Origin of the sequence: Streptomyces sp. ISL-66, from assembly GCF_018614135.1 — a bacterium.
GTDB lineage: Bacteria > Actinomycetota > Actinomycetes > Streptomycetales > Streptomycetaceae > Streptomyces.
In genome coordinates, this window is record NZ_JAGGOW010000155.1 from 1 (window position 1) to 14,651 (window position 14,651).

The following is a 14,651-nucleotide window of genomic DNA, read 5'->3' on the forward strand; positions in this document are numbered from 1 at the left end:
CGCTCCGGCTCCGGCCGCCCCCGTGGCCCCGGCCGCGCCCGTCGCCCCCGCCGCCCCGGTTTCCGCCGGTGACGAGGGCGCGTACGTGACCCCGCTGGTGCGCAAGCTCGCCTCGGAGTCCGGCGTCAACCTGTCCTCGGTCTCGGGCACCGGTGTCGGTGGCCGCATCCGCAAGCAGGACGTCCTGGCCGCCGCCGAGGCCGCCAAGGCCGCTGCCGCCGCCCCGGCTCCGGCCGCTGCCGCTCCCGCCGCCAAGGCTCCGGCCGCCGCGGTCTCCGAGCTGCGCGGCCAGACCGTCAAGATGACCCGCATGCGCAAGGTCATCGGCGACAACATGATGAAGGCCCTGCACTCGCAGGCTCAGCTCAGCTCCGTGGTCGAGGTGGACATCACCAAGATCATGAAGCTGCGCGAGAAGGCCAAGGCCTCCTTCCTGGCCCGCGAGGGCGTCAAGCTCTCGCCGATGCCGTTCTTCGTCAAGGCCGCGGCCCAGGCGCTGAAGGCCCACGCGGTCGTCAACGCCCGGATCAACGAGGACGAGAGCACCATCACCTACTTCGACTCGGAGAACATCGGCATCGCCGTGGACTCCGAGAAGGGCCTGATGACCCCGGTCATCAAGGGTGCGGGCGACCTCAACCTGGCGGGCATCTCCAAGGCCACCGCCGACCTGGCCTCCAAGGTCCGCGGCAACAAGATCACGCCGGACGAGCTGTCGGGCGCGACCTTCACCATCAGCAACACCGGCTCGCGCGGTGCGCTGTTCGACACGGTCATCGTGCCCCCGAACCAGGTCGCCATCCTGGGCATCGGTGCCACGGTGAAGCGCCCGGTGGTCATCGAGACCCCCGAGGGCACGAACATCGGCATCCGCGACATGACGTACCTGACCCTGTCCTACGACCACCGCCTGGTGGACGGCGCGGACGCGGCCCGGTACCTCTCGGCCGTCAAGGCGATCCTCGAGGCCGGCGAGTTCGAGGTCGAGCTCGGTCTCTGACGAGACCGAGAGGATCCAAACGAGGTCGACCTCGGCCTGTAAGGCTCTGCGCGACAGCGACTGCCGCACACGGCGCCCCCGCCCGGACACGTTCCGGGCGGGGGCGCCGTCGTCGTACGCTGGGCGCTCGCGCGGGCCCCTGTAACCAGCCTCACCCTGCGCCCCTGACCAGGAACGCATCGCGACGACCGGCGCCGCCGTATTGTCTACGCATCAGGCCCCGCGTGACCCTGCACACCCACCAGGAGATGAAGCCCCGATGATCACCCCACCCGTCGTGCACTCGCTGCGCGAGCAGATCCGCGAGCACATCGTGGAGGGGATCGTCAGCGGGCGCTGGAAGCCGGGCGAGCGGATCGTGGAGCGCCGGATCGCCGTGGAGCTGGAGGTCAGCCAGACCCCCGTGCGCGAGGCCCTGCGCGAGCTGGAGACGCTGCGGCTGATCGAGTCGGCGCCGAACAAGGGCGTCCGCGTACGGAACCTGTCGGCGGCGGACCTGGAGGAGATCTATCCGGTCCGGGCGGGCCTGGAGCAGATCGCGGCCGAGCTGGCCGCGCCCCGGCTGGCGGCCGACTGCACGGCCCTGGAGCCGCACGTGGCGGCCCTGTGGGAGGCCGACCGCAGCGCGGACGGCACGGCCCAGGTGCGGCACACGGTGGGCTTCCACCGGGAGCTGGTGCGGGCGGCCGGCAACAGCGTGCTGCTGCACACCTGGGAGTCGCTGGGCATCGAGGTCTTCACGGCCCTGTCCATCCGGTGGCTGGGAACCGTCCAGAAGTCCTACGCCGAGGAGCACGAGGCCCTCGTACAGGCCTTCCGGAACCAGGACCCGGACATCGGGCTGCTCGTGAAGCGGCACGTTCTGGGATGCGCTCCGCGGGCTTGAAGCCTGCGACAAAACATGCCCGGCTCGTCCCGATTTGCCCGGCACCGGGTGCCTGTTTTCCTGGCACCCGGTGCCGACTTTCGTCATATGGACGTTTCTTCGTCACTTTCATTTGATCGATCATCGATCAGCGCCTTACAGTCATCCGCGGACCCCACCCGGGTCCGACGACCCTGTCCTGCCCGTCAGGGATTTCTTCACCACCTCTCCTTTGTCCGGAAGGCGGCGCACACCGATGTCCGACCCCGTAGGAAAGCTTCCGAGCGAGCTCGACCAGCTCCCGGACCGCGACACCGAGGAGACCGCCGAATGGGCGGCCTCCCTCGACGCCGTCGCCAAGGCCGCCGGTACGCGCCGCGCCGAATACCTGCTCCGTCGCACCCTCCAGCACGCCGAGGCCGCCGGCCTCGCACTGCCGAAGCTGCTCGAGACGGACTACGTCAACACCATCCCCACCTCCGCGGAGCCCGAGTTCCCCGGTGACGAGGCGATGGAAGCCCGGATCACCGCGTGGAACCGCTGGAACGCGGCCGCCATGGTGACCCGCGGCTCCAAGTACGGCGTCGGCGGCCACATCGCCACCTTCGCCTCCGCCGCGTGGCTGTACGAGACCGGCTTCCAGCACTTCTTCCGCGGGAAGGAGGCCGACGGATCGGGCGACCAGCTCTACATCCAGGGCCACGCCTCCCCCGGCATCTACGCCCGCGCCTTCCTCGACGGCCGGATCTCCGAGCAGCAGCTCGACAAGTTCCGCCAGGAGGCCGGCGGCAACGGCCTGCCGTCCTACCCCCACCCGCGGCGCCTTCCGTGGCTGTGGGAGTTCCCGACGGTCTCCATGGGCCTCGGCCCGCTCTCCGCGATCTACCAGGCGCGCTTCAACCGCTACCTGCAGAACCGGAGCATCAAGGACACCGCGGGCTCGCACGTCTGGGCCTTCCTGGGCGACGGCGAGATGGACGAGCCCGAGTCGACCGCCGCCCTGGCCCTGGCCTCCCGCGAGCAGCTCGACAACCTGACCTTCGTCATCAACTGCAACCTGCAGCGCCTCGACGGTCCGGTCCGCGCGAACTTCCGCGTGGTGCAGGAGCTGGAAGCCCAGTTCCGCGGCGCCGGCTGGAACGTCATCAAGTCCCTGTGGGGCTCCGCCTGGGACGAGCTGTTCCAGCTCGACACCACGGGCGCCCTGGTGCGCCGCCTGCGCGAGGTACCCGACGCGCAGTTCCAGACGTACGCGACCCGCGACGTGGCCTACATCCGCCAGCACTTCTTCGGCGCCAACGCCGAGCTCGTGCAGCTGGCCGGCGTGCTGTCCGACGCGAAGATCGCCGAGTGCTTCCACACCTCCCGCGGCGGCCACGAGCCCCGCAAGGTGTACGCCGCGTACAAGGCCGCCCTGGAGCACAAGGGCGCGCCGACGGTCATCCTCGCGCAGACCGTCAAGGGCTACACGCTGGGTGCCGGGTTCGAGTCGAAGAACGCGAACCACCAGATGAAGAAGCTGACGGTCGACGAGTTCAAGGACATGCGCGACCTCCTCGGCCTGCCGATCCCGGACAGCGCCTTCGCCGACGGCCAGGTCCCGTACGGCCACCCGGGCGCGAACAGCCCCGAGGTGCGGTACCTGAACGAGCGCCGCGCGGCCCTCGGCGGCCCGGCCCCGGCCCGCAAGGTCAAGCACGTGGCCCTGCCGGCCCCGGCGGACCGTTCCTTCGCCCCGCTGCTCAAGGGCTCCGGCAAGCAGGAGATGGCCACCACCATGGCCTTCGTCCGGCTCGTCAAGGACCTGATGCGGGACAAGGAGACCGGCAAGCGCTGGGTGCCGATCGTCCCCGACGAGGCCCGCACCTTCGGCATGGAGTCCCTCTTCCCGTCGGCCGGCATCTACTCGCCGCTGGGCCAGACGTACGAGCCGGTCGACCGCGACCAGCTCATGTACTACAAGGAAGCCAAGGACGGTCAGATCCTCAACGAGGGGATCACCGAGGCCGGCGCCATGGCCGACTTCATCGCCGCCTGCACGTCGTACGCGACGCACGGCGAGCCGATGATCCCCTTCTACATCTTCTACTCGATGTTCGGCTGGCAGCGCACGGCCGACCAGATGTGGCAGCTCGCCGACCAGCTCGGCAAGGGCTTCATCGTCGGCGCCACCGCCGGCCGCACCACGCTGACCGGCGAGGGCCTGCAGCACGCCGACGGCCACTCGCACCTGATCGCGTCCACGAACCCGGCGTCGCTCAACTACGACCCGGCCTTCGCGTACGAGATCGCGGTGATCGTCAAGGACGGTCTGCGCCGGATGTACGGCGAGAAGCCGGAAGACGTCTTCTACTACCTGACCGTCTACAACGAGCCGAAGGTGCAGCCCGCGATGCCCGAGGGCGTCGAGGAAGGCATCCTCAAGGGTCTGTACCGCTTCAACACGGCGGCCGACCTGGCGGAGGCGGCCCCCGCCGCCGATGCCCCGAAGATCCAGCTGATGGCCTCGGGTACGGCGATCCACTGGATCCTGGAGGCGCAGAAGCTGCTCGCCGCCGACTGGAACGTGGCCGCCGACGTCTGGTCCGCCACCTCCTGGGGCGAGCTGCGGCGTGACGCGCTGGAGTGCGACGAGGCGCTGCTGCGCGGCGAGCTGCGCACCCCGTACGTCACCCGCGCGCTGGAGGGCGTCACCAGCCCGGTGCTGGCCGTCTCCGACTGGATGCGTCAGGTCCCGGACCAGATCAGCCAGTGGGTGGAGCAGGACTACACCTCGCTGGGTACGGACGGCTTCGGTCTGTCCGACACCCGTGAGGGCGCCCGCCGCCACTTCGGTGTGGACGCCCAGTCGATCGTGGTGGCCGCGCTGGCCCAGCTCGCCCGCCGCGGCGAGGTCCCGGCGTCCTCCGTCAAGGAGGCGCGGGAGCGCTACGGGCTGTAAGGGCTGGGGCCCGTACGGCTGAGTGACCGTGAGGCGGTCCGTCCCCTGGGGGGCGGACCGCCTTTCGCGTGCACGGGGGGCGACTCGGGTCCGATCCGAGGCCGGTCCGTCTCCGGTCCGGTCCGAGCCTCCGGTCCGGTCCGAGCCTCCGGTCCGGTCCGAGCCTCCGGTCCGGTCCGAGTATGCGGCCGTGCGGGGGCGTCCACCGGCCTTTCGTGGCACGCGCGGTGGCGGCGCGGGGGCGGACCCGTGATGCTTGAGCGGTGATGGACGAGACGGAGTTCTGGGAGATCGTCGACCGTACCCGCGAGGCCGCCGATGGCGACCCCGAGGAGCACGCCGAGCTGCTCGTGGAGCGGCTGGCGCAGCTCGATCCGGACTCCGTCCTGGACTTCGCCCGGCACTTCGAGTCGCGGTACAACCGGGCGTACACCTGGGACCTGTGGGGCGCGGCGTGGGTGCTGCTGGACGGGGCGAGCGACGACGCGTTCGACTACTTCCGGTGCTGGCTGATCGGCCAGGGCCGGGAGGTCTTCGAGGGCGCGGTGCACGATCCGGACCACCTGGCGGAGCTGCTCGGGGAATTCGACGAGGAGATCGACGGGGACGGCGAGGAGCTGGGGTACGCGGCCGACGAGGCGTACGAGCAGCTGACCGGGGCGGTGGCGCCGGAGCTGGGCGTCCCGCTGCAAGCGGCGGAGCCGGAGGGTACCCCGCTGGACTTCGAGAACGAAGCGGTGCTCGCGGAGCGCTTCCCCCGGCTGTGGAACCGCTTCAGGGCCTGAGGCCCGGGCGGGCGCTGCCGTCGCCGTTCCCGGCGGGCCGTGCCGGGCCGGCTGACCGGCCGGCTAGTAGTGCGTGCCGCCGTCTATACGGATCTCCGTGCCGGTGATGAACGCGCCGTCCTCGGAGCCCAGCATGGCGACGACTCCGGCGACGGTCTGCGGGCCGGCGAAGCCCTGACCGAGGGCCGGGGCGAGCTTCGCGAAGAGGCTCCAGTCGGTGTCCTCGGGCAGGCCGGGGCCGTTGCCGGTGGTCATGCCGCTCTCGATGGAGCCGGGGGCCACGGAGACGAAGCGCAGGCCCTGCTTGCTGTACTCGGCGGCCAGCGCGTGGGTCATGGACTGGATGCCGCCCTTGGTGGCCGCGTAGGCGGACATGTAGGGGTGGGCGAAGGTCGCCGAGGTGGAGCTGAAGTTGACGACGGCCGGCTTGTCGCCTTCGAGCAGCGCCGGTATCGCCTCGCGGATGACCAGGAACGTACCGGTCAGGTTCACCGCGATGATCTGGTTCCACGATTCGAGCGTGGTCTCGTGGGTGTGCGACGAGCGCAGGATGCCCGCGGCGTTGACCAGCACGTCGAGCCCGCCGAGGGTGGCGACGGCCCAGGCCGTGCCGGTCTTGACGGCGGCCTCGTCGGAGATGTCGAGCACCGCCGTGGTGAGGCGGTCGGCGTGTCCCTCGGCGGCCGCCCGCTCGGCGGTGATCTTCAGGCCGGCTTCGTTGACGTCCACGGTGTGGACGCGGCCGCCCTCGGAGAGGATGCGGTGCACGGTGGCCTGGCCGATGCCGGAGCCGCCGCCGGTGATGAGGACGCGACGTCCTTCGTAACGGTTCATGAGGAGCAGCGTACTCTGCGCATGACACGTTTTGCCAGACTGTCAAAGCACGCATCCCGCTCACGGTCTGAGGGTAGGCTTCCCCCGTGAGATCCCCTCGCCCGTACTCCCCGCAGCCCGGCCCCGGAGCCCAGTCGCTGAACGAGCGCCGCAAGGCCGCCACGCAGCTCGACATCGCCCGCGCGGCCTGCGAACTGTTCGCCGAGCACGGCCCGGACGGTACGACCGCCGAAGACATCGCCCAGCGCGCGGGTGTCGCGCTGCGCACGTTCTACCGCTACTTCCGCAACAAGCAGGAGGCCGTGGCCCCGCTGCTCGCGGTCGGCGGCGACGTCTGGCGCGCCCTGCTCGCCGAGGAAGACCCCGGCAGCCCGCTCGCCGCGGCCCTGGAACGCGCCGTCACCCGCTCCCTCGCCGACCCCCAGGCCCTCGACGAGGGCCTGGAGGTCACCCGCGGCCTGCTCCGCGCCGCCGCGACCGACGAGACCCTGCGCGCGGTCTGGTACCGCGTCAACCAGGACTCCGAGGAGCGCCTGGTGCCGGTCGTCGCCCGGCTGGCCGGCCAGGAGGCCGACACCCTCGGCGTCCGCCTCCTCGCGGCGGCGGCCACGGACGCGATCCGCATCGCCCTGGAACTCTGGTCGGCCACGGACGCCCCGCCCTCGGGCCCCGGCTCCCCCTCCGAACTGGCGGTCCGCTGCCTGCGCGACCTCACGGGCGCGATGCCCTTGCTGCGCTGAGGCGGGCCCGGCCGGCTCGGCTCACAGGAAGCGCTGCGACTTCTCCCTGAGGTGCTCCGCCAGGTAGGCGGGAGCGTCGGGCCTCATCCGGGCGAGGGCGACCATCGCCGTGATGATGACGTCGGCGACCTCCGCCTCGACGTCGCCCCAGGTGTGCGAGTGGCCCTTGCGGGGATTCGTACCCTTGGCCCCGATGACCGCCTGAGCCGCCTCCCCGAACTCCTCGCCGATCTTCAGGATCTGCAACGTCACGCTCTCCTCGCGCCCCATCCCCCGCTCCCGGTCGTGCACGTCGAACCGCGCCGCGAGCGCCCCGATGGTCTTCCACGGATCTTCCATGATTCGAAATTAGCGGGCCCGTCCGCCTCGCACGCCTATAACGCCGAAGCCCCCGCCGCCTTCCCGAGAAAGGGGCGGGGCTGGCCTCTCGGGGCCACGAACCTCGCAAGCCGTCCCGTACGAGCCTCAGGCGCGCAGCAGGCCGATCGCCGCGATGCCGATCCCCATGCTGGTCGCGAAGACCGTCCCGCCCGCTTTCGTCGCATCCCGAGCGCCGCCACCCTGCATGAAGACGATCAGCGCACTGCCCAGTGCGAGGGCAGCGGACGTCAGCGCCACGATGATCAGCCAAATGGCGACTGGCGTTCCGCTTGAGGAGGTGTTCATGGTGTGCGCCACTCGGCTTTCGGGAGGCTTCGCCGTATCCGGCGAAATCGCGATTGGATTTTCCAACTCTCGCATCGCCAACGACTCGATCCATACTCCAAGGCGCAATCTGCTCCACATTGATGAAGTAAGTCAATCCATGACCGAATGTGATCGATTCCATGAATCGCCTCCCTCTTCATCATTTGCCTGCGCATCATAAATCTCAAGTTATCGATCGAGAGCGCAGGGGATACCGTGAGCTCAGCCGCCCAGTCCGAACCGAGCCAGCAGGCACCGTTCCCGCTTCCCCCTTCGCTGGAAGAGCAGGCCGCGTGGGTGGAAGCCGTTCTCGCCACACCAGGGGTCAATGTGCCCCGCGAGGCGCTGGAGAACATGGCGCCCTTCCTGGTGAGACCAGCAGATATTCTGACTGATCCGGATGAGAAGGGTACCCGGCGGATCAAGGATGCCGCCCTCCGGAACGTGCGTTCGGATTCTGGAGAAATGCTGACCGTCGTCGTGCGGATGCACGGCGCGGGCGGCAGCGTCTGGGAGCACAACGAGCGCATCAGTTCCGAGTGGCATTCGGCGGCGAATCCAGCGATCCCCCGGGAAGGGCATTACGCGCTCCCCCAGGTCACCCCCTTCGTCAGGGTCACCACGGCGGGCCGCGAGAAGACTTTCGCCGCAGTCGAGATGGTGACGGACAGCAGGGAATCCTTGACCGCCAGCCTCGACAAGGCTGCCGCCGCTCTGGCGCTTCAAGACGGGCGCCGCACCTTCAACCTGCGGGAAGACCTCGTCCTCAACGGACAAAAGGAGCCCGGCCTCTACATCGCCCAGCACATTACGATCCGAGAAGATGCCCTACTGGATCGCGACGGCGCCCCCCTCCACCCACAAACCCACTGGCAATGGATGGCGGTACGCGGAAACAACCGTACGAAGCAGCGGCATGAGATCTTCGGAATCAGCTCGGCCGAGGTGGTCACGGGCGTCTCCGTGAAAAACATCGGCGGCGTCGGCGAGAAGGTACTCTTCGACGCCAACGAATGGCTGCCGCAGCTCTCCCGGCTCCTGAACGAGGAGTTGGCCAAGGAGGGGTCGGCGGAGGCCGAACCGGAGTCGCGCGCGTTCCGTGCCGTCCGCGTGGCGGTCGTCGAGGCCCATCTCGTGATCGGCTGCCCCACACCCAGCCGGCTGTACCGAATCGCACAAATGAGCAATAGGCACGACCACGTGCACCCGCCTTTGGAATTCACTCCGAACGATCGCAGCCGTGCGCTCGGCCGCAGCGTGCTCGGCTCCTACGTGGCCGAAGGTTTGCTCGATGAGAAGACAGCAGAGGTGCTTTCGGGATCAGCGCCGGTCACCGACTTGCCCCAGTGTGCCGAAATCGTCAGCGTAAGCGAATTGCGAGATATTCGTTCGATGATGCTGTTGGCGGAGCTGTTCCCGAAAGAGCGACGCAAGCAGCTCTTCATCAGGCGAGCCCTGAGCGAAGCGCCTCCCTCCCAGCTGAGCGCGCCGGAGATCAACAGGCGAGCCCGGGCGTGGTCGGCCCTCACGTCCGAGAGCTATCCCTTTCCGTGGAACCCCAGGATCGGCGAGGTGTTCCAGCTGGGCGAGATCCGAGAGGGAATCAAGGTCTCGGGGCGTCCCCTGAAAGAACTCCTCCGTTGCGCGGACAGCGACGCCGAGGCCCTGGAAGAGCTCATCGCCTACCGCGCCGCCCACTGGCTCGCAGCCTTCGACATCATCGATGCCGACCGGGGGTCGCTCACCGGACAGAAGACGGAAGACGACTTCGGGGTCAAGGCCGACCGAGTGCGGCGAACGGTCCGCAACAGTCTGAACGCCATGCGCAACCATCCCGAGAAGGCCGTGGGCGTCCTGCGGGAGCTGGCTTCGGCCATGGACGACGGTGACCGGAAGCCGCGCAAGGTCGGGCTCTCCGGTGAACCCCTCATCGAGCCGATGTCACGCGCCTGGTTCAACCGCGAGTTCCCCAAGGAGTCCGGCACCCGGACCCAGACCCAGACGCCACGGCGCAGGACACCACCCCCGCCTTCCGCGCCCCCGGAAGACGACGGCACCCTGTTCGCCGACGAGGCCACGGGATCGCCCCGGCCGACGGACGCCTCCCCCGAAGCGCAGCGCACCGGGCCCTCGGCCGGCGGGGCGGAGGCCACCGGACCGGCACCGCACCCGGGCCCCGGAGGGCCTCGCGGGTCCGATGCCCCGCACGAGGTGCTGCGGCGGATGCGTCAGCTCGCGACCGACACGGTCGCCTTGAAGGAGCTGGTGGACCTCCTGGTGGATGCCACCGCCGCGGGAGCCGGTGACCATCCGCTGACGAGGGCGGAAGCCGACACCTCGGCCCAGCTCCTCTTCGCGGCGAGCACCGACCTTCGGGGAATGGTGCCGCACATGGACAGACTGGCGGAGCCCTCGTAGGAATCCGGACCCGGACGCACGGAGCCCCGGCCCTCTCGGTGGAGAGGGCCGGGGCTCCGGTGGTATTCCTACCCGCGCTACGGCTTAGAGGTCGAAGTAGAGCTCGAACTCGTGCGGGTGCGGGCGCAGCGCGATCGGGGCGATCTCGTGGGTGCGCTTGTAGTCGATCCAGGTCTCGATCAGGTCGGGGGTGAAGACACCGCCGGCCAGGAGGTACTCGTGGTCCTCCTCGAGGGCCTTGAGGACGTCCTCGAGGCTGGTCGGGACCTGCGGGACGCTCGCGTGCTCGTCCGGGGAGAGCTCGTAGAGGTCCTTGTCGATCGGCTCCATCGGCTCGATCTTGTTCTTGACGCCGTCGAGGCCGGCCAGCAGGAGGGCCGCGAACGCCAGGTACGGGTTCGAGGACGGGTCCGGGGCGCGGAACTCGACGCGCTTGGCCTTCGGGTTGGAGCCCGTGATCGGGATCCGCATGGCGGCGGAGCGGTTGCGCTGCGAGTACACCATGTTGACCGGCGCCTCGAAGCCCGGGACCAGGCGGTGGTAGGAGTTCACCGTCGGGTTGGTGAACGCCAGCAGCGACGGGGCGTGCTTGAGGATGCCGCCGATGTAGTAGCGGGCGGTGTCCGAGAGGCCGGCGTAGCCGGTCTCGTCGTAGAACAGCGGGTCGCCGTTCGCCCACAGCGACTGGTGCACGTGCATGCCCGAGCCGTTGTCACCGAAGATCGGCTTCGGCATGAAGGTCGCGGTCTTGCCGTTGCGCCAGGCGACGTTCTTCACGATGTACTTGAAGAGCATCAGGTCGTCGGCCGCGGCGAGCAGCGTGTTGAACTTGTAGTTGATCTCGGCCTGGCCGCCGGTGCCGACCTCGTGGTGCTGGCGCTCGACCTGGAGGCCCTGGGCGTCCAGCTCGAGGGAGATCTCGGCGCGCAGGTCGGCGAAGTGGTCGACCGGGGAGACCGGGAAGTAGCCGCCCTTGTAGCGGACCTTGTAGCCGCGGTTGTTCTCCTCCGAACCGGTGTTCCAGGCGCCGGCCTCGGAGTCGATGTGGTAGAAGCTCTCGTTCGCGGTGGTCGCGAAGCGCACGCTGTCGAACACGTAGAACTCGGCCTCGGGGCCGAAGTACGCGGTGTCGGCGATGCCGGTGGAGGCGAGGTACGCCTCGGCCTTCTTCGCGACGTTGCGCGGGTCGCGCGAGTAGGCCTCGCCCGTGATCGGGTCGTGGATGAAGAAGTTGATGTTGAGCGTCTTGTCCTTGCGGAACGGGTCCAGGCGCGCGGTGGAGATGTCGGCACGCAGCGCCATGTCGGACTCGTGGATCGCCTGGAAGCCGCGGATCGAGGAGCCGTCGAAGGCCAGCTCCTCGTTCGGGTCGAACGCCCGCCCCGGGATGGTGAAGTGCTGCATCACACCAGGCAGGTCACAGAAGCGGACGTCGACGAACTTGACGTCGTTCTCCTCGATGTACTGCTTCACTTCGTCGGCGTTCTTGAACATCCAACTCCTCCTACTCCCGACCCCGGGGCAGGGGCGGGCTTTATAGCTAGTGGTGCGCCAGTGCGGTGCCGCACGCTGACCCGACCATAAGCAGACGGGGTTTCTCAAGCATGACCCATTTGTTTCGCACAAGTTAACCAGGCCCTCGGCGGAACGGCGCCGAGCAGCACCGGTACCGTGTTCGCGTGGACAAGAGGCAAGCAATCGGATCCTGGCTCTCCGGCCCCCGCGAGACCGCCGAGCAGATGGGCGTCGACTTCGGATACCCCGGCAAGCAGCTGGGCCTGCCCCGGCAGGGGCCCGGCTCGATCGCCCGTTCCGGCCGCCGCTTCGGCGCCCTGGCCATCGACTGGCTGGCCTGCCAGCTCATCGCATACGGGCTGGTCACCGGCCGCGACTGGAACGCCGCGGGCAACTGGACACTGGCCCTCTTCGTGGCCCTGAGCATCCTGACGGTCGGCACCGTGGGCTTCACCCCCGGGAAGCGGATCGTAGGCCTCCGGGTCGTCTCGCAGGACGGCGGCCGGCTCGGCATCGGCCGCGTGGTGCTGCGCACCGTGCTGATCGCCCTGGTGATCCCGGCTCTGGTCTGGGACCGCGACGGCCGCGGCCTGCACGACCGCCTCGCGCGCGCCGTCCAGGTCCGGATCTGAGACACGACGCACACGCGGGTACGACGCATACGCCGGTACGACGCACGGGAGCCCCGAACCATCGGTTCGGGGCTCCCGTGCGTCGTATACGAAAAGCTGGTCAGCGCATCTTTCCGCCGCGCGGCATGCGCATCCCCTTGGGCATCGGGCCCTTCGGGATGGGCATGTTCGAGAGCAGGTCCCCCATGGCCCGGAGCTTGTCGTTGACCTGGGTGATCTGCGGGCCGGAGAGCACGCGGGGCAGCTTCAGCAGGGTCGTACGGACCTTCTTGAGCGGCACCTCGCCCTCGCCCGTGCCCACGATGAAGTCGTGGACCGGGATGTCGGGCATGATCCGGGCCAGCTTCTTCTTCTCGTTCGCGAGCATCGGCTTCACCCGGTTCGGGTTGCCCTCGGCGATCAGGACGACGCCCGCCTTGCCCACGGCACGGTGGACGATGTCCTGCTGCTTGCTCATCGCGACGGCGGGGGTGGTGCTCCAGCCCCGGCCCACGTTGTCCAGCACGGCCGCGGCCGCGCCCGGCTGGCCCTCCATCTGCCCGAAGGCAGCCCGCTCGGCCCGTCGTCCGAAGACGATCGCCATCGCGAGGAACGCCACCAGGAAGCCCAGGATGCCCAGGTAGACCGGGTGGCCGATCAGGAAGCCGATCGCGAGAAAGACACCGAAGGTGACGATTCCCACGCCCGCGACGATCAGACCGACCTTCGGGTCGGCCTTGCGCGTCATTTTGTACGTCAGGGCGATCTGCTTCAGTCGCCCGGGGTTCGCAGCAGTCTCTGCGTTTGACTTCCTCGCCATGGAGCGAAGTTTACGTGGCCTTCTCGGTCCGGGTCGCCGCGGCCTCGAGTACGTGCTCGGTTTCGACCCGGTCCTTGGCCCTGCGGCGGTCTTCGAGGACCGCCGTCCAGGCGTTGCGGCGGGCACCGCTCATGAGCAGCGACTCGATGCCCCGGAAGGCGTCGGTGAAGGACGGGATGGCGATGGCGCGTACGGGCGCGGCCTGCATGATGTCGATCCCTTTCACGGAGCTCACGTCGGTGGCGTGCGGGGCGGAGCGGTCGGTACGGGGTACTTCGCGCACCGGCGCGTGCGCGGAGGTCTGCGCGGGGTCGTGCGCGGTGCGTGGAGCTATCGTCACTGATTGGTGTTACCAGGGAGTGACCGGTCGGTCAAACAGTGATGAAACATTTACGCGGCCCGCCGGGCTCTTCCGGGAAAGAGCCTAGGGGCCGCGTCGATGCGGTGTTACCTACGAGTAAGACTTTGTGCGCGACTTCACACAGTGCTGCGCTTCTCCATCGCCTGCTGGTACAGCCGGCCCGCGCGGTAGGAGGACCGGACCAGCGGCCCGGACATCACGCCGGAGAAGCCGATCTCCTCGGCCTCCTGCGCCAGCTCCACGAACTCGGCCGGCTTCACCCAGCGCTCGACGGGGTGGTGGCGCGGCGAGGGCCGCAGGTACTGGGTGATCGTGATGAGCTCGCAGCCCGCCTCGTGGAGGTCGCGCAGCGCCTGGGTGACTTCCTCGCGCTCCTCGCCCATGCCGAGGATCAGGTTGGACTTGGTGACGAGGCCGTAGGCCCGCGCCCGCGTGATGACGTCCATCGAGCGCTCGTAGCGGAAGCCGGGGCGGATCCGCTTGAAGATGCGCGGCACCGTCTCGATGTTGTGCGCGAAGACCTCGGGGCGGGAGGCGAAGACCTCTTCCAGCAGCTCCGGGACCGCGTTGAAGTCCGGGGCGAGCAGCTCGACCTTGGTCTGGCCCGCGGCGCGCTCCGCCGTCTGCTGGTGGATCTGGCGCACGGTCTCCGCGTACAGCCACGCGCCGCCGTCCGCCAGGTCGTCGCGCGCGACGCCCGTGATCGTGGCGTAGTTCAGGTCCATCGTGACGACGGACTCGCCCACGCGGCGCGGCTCGTCGCGGTCCAGGGCCTCGGGCTTGCCCGTGTCGATCTGGCAGAAGTCGCAGCGCCGGGTGCACTGGTCGCCACCGATGAGGAAGGTGGCCTCGCGGTCCTCCCAGCATTCGTAGATGTTCGGACAGCCGGCCTCCTGGCACACCGTGTGCAGTCCTTCGCCCTTCACCAGGGCCTGCATCTTGGTGTACTCGGGACCCATCTTGGCCCGGGTTTTGATCCACTCGGGCTTGCGCTCGATGGGGGTCTGGGCGTTACGGACCTCGAGGCGCAGCATCTTGCGTCCGTCGGGTGCGACTGCGGACACGACCGGCTCC

The 14,651-nt window shown here is 69.0% G+C and carries 14 protein-coding genes; 7 read left to right on the forward strand and 7 right to left on the reverse strand.

All coding sequences use genetic code 11. The features are described 5' to 3' along the window. From sucB to J7E97_RS27880, 4 genes are all read left to right on the forward strand, one after another. On the forward strand, nucleotides 1-1,000 hold a 1,000-nt coding region (sucB, locus tag J7E97_RS27865; protein WP_215032794.1), incomplete at its 5' end, for a 2-oxoglutarate dehydrogenase, E2 component, dihydrolipoamide succinyltransferase. A gap of 262 nt (nucleotides 1,001-1,262) precedes the next feature. Then, entirely contained in the window at nucleotides 1,263-1,886 is a 624-nt protein-coding gene (locus tag J7E97_RS27870; protein WP_215032902.1) for a GntR family transcriptional regulator, read from the forward strand. Nucleotides 1,887-2,121: 235 nt separating this feature from the next. After that, complete coding sequence (gene aceE / locus J7E97_RS27875; RefSeq protein WP_215032797.1) at nucleotides 2,122-4,806, forward strand: pyruvate dehydrogenase (acetyl-transferring), homodimeric type; 2,685 nt, start codon at nucleotides 2,122-2,124, stop codon at nucleotides 4,804-4,806. A gap of 263 nt (nucleotides 4,807-5,069) precedes the next feature. Continuing rightward, complete coding sequence (locus tag J7E97_RS27880; RefSeq protein ID WP_215032800.1) at nucleotides 5,070-5,591, forward strand: DUF4240 domain-containing protein; 522 nt, start codon at nucleotides 5,070-5,072, stop codon at nucleotides 5,589-5,591. A 63-nt stretch (nucleotides 5,592-5,654) separates the two neighbouring features. Here the strand turns inward: J7E97_RS27880 and J7E97_RS27885 are convergent, their stop codons facing one another. Continuing rightward, the gene (locus J7E97_RS27885) at nucleotides 5,655-6,425 is read right to left on the reverse strand and encodes an SDR family NAD(P)-dependent oxidoreductase (RefSeq protein WP_215032803.1); all 771 of its coding nucleotides are present in this window, start codon (nucleotides 6,423-6,425) and stop codon (nucleotides 5,655-5,657) included. Between the two features lie 86 nt (nucleotides 6,426-6,511). On the opposite strand from J7E97_RS27885, the gene J7E97_RS27890 reads away from it, so the two are divergent. Next, nucleotides 6,512-7,165 (forward strand): TetR family transcriptional regulator, encoded by a 654-nt coding sequence (locus J7E97_RS27890; protein ID WP_215032806.1) that lies wholly within the window; start codon nucleotides 6,512-6,514, stop codon nucleotides 7,163-7,165. A 21-nt stretch (nucleotides 7,166-7,186) separates the two neighbouring features. Here the strand turns inward: J7E97_RS27890 and J7E97_RS27895 are convergent, their stop codons facing one another. Continuing rightward, nucleotides 7,187-7,504: a MazG-like family protein gene (locus tag J7E97_RS27895; protein WP_251055264.1), complete on the reverse strand. Its 318-nt coding sequence runs from the start codon at nucleotides 7,502-7,504 to the stop codon at nucleotides 7,187-7,189. Between the two features lie 126 nt (nucleotides 7,505-7,630). After that, entirely contained in the window at nucleotides 7,631-7,912 is a 282-nt protein-coding gene (locus J7E97_RS27900; protein WP_215032808.1) for a hypothetical protein, read from the reverse strand. 156 nt (nucleotides 7,913-8,068) lie between these two features. On the opposite strand from J7E97_RS27900, the gene J7E97_RS27905 reads away from it, so the two are divergent. Further along, nucleotides 8,069-10,270: a hypothetical protein gene (locus J7E97_RS27905; RefSeq protein ID WP_215032824.1), complete on the forward strand. Its 2,202-nt coding sequence runs from the start codon at nucleotides 8,069-8,071 to the stop codon at nucleotides 10,268-10,270. A gap of 84 nt (nucleotides 10,271-10,354) precedes the next feature. Here the strand turns inward: J7E97_RS27905 and glnA are convergent, their stop codons facing one another. Continuing rightward, nucleotides 10,355-11,764, reverse strand: a complete 1,410-nt coding sequence (gene glnA / locus J7E97_RS27910) for a type I glutamate--ammonia ligase (protein WP_215032827.1) — start codon at nucleotides 11,762-11,764, stop codon at nucleotides 10,355-10,357. Nucleotides 11,765-11,949: 185 nt separating this feature from the next. On the opposite strand from glnA, the gene J7E97_RS27915 reads away from it, so the two are divergent. After that, nucleotides 11,950-12,417 carry an RDD family protein gene (locus J7E97_RS27915; RefSeq protein ID WP_215032830.1) on the forward strand — a complete coding sequence of 156 codons (468 nt, stop codon included), beginning with the start codon at nucleotides 11,950-11,952 and terminating at the stop codon, nucleotides 12,415-12,417. A gap of 100 nt (nucleotides 12,418-12,517) precedes the next feature. On the opposite strand, the gene J7E97_RS27920 is transcribed toward J7E97_RS27915, so the two are convergent. The 3 genes from J7E97_RS27920 to lipA form a co-directional block, all read right to left on the reverse strand. Further along, nucleotides 12,518-13,216 carry a DUF4191 domain-containing protein gene (locus J7E97_RS27920; RefSeq protein ID WP_215032833.1) on the reverse strand — a complete coding sequence of 233 codons (699 nt, stop codon included), beginning with the start codon at nucleotides 13,214-13,216 and terminating at the stop codon, nucleotides 12,518-12,520. Nucleotides 13,217-13,226: 10 nt separating this feature from the next. Continuing rightward, the gene (locus J7E97_RS27925) at nucleotides 13,227-13,424 is read right to left on the reverse strand and encodes a hypothetical protein (protein WP_214950030.1); all 198 of its coding nucleotides are present in this window, start codon (nucleotides 13,422-13,424) and stop codon (nucleotides 13,227-13,229) included. Nucleotides 13,425-13,693: 269 nt separating this feature from the next. Next, complete coding sequence (gene lipA / locus J7E97_RS27930) at nucleotides 13,694-14,641, reverse strand: lipoyl synthase (RefSeq protein WP_215032836.1); 948 nt, start codon at nucleotides 14,639-14,641, stop codon at nucleotides 13,694-13,696. Between the last annotated feature and the right edge of the window lie 10 nt (nucleotides 14,642-14,651).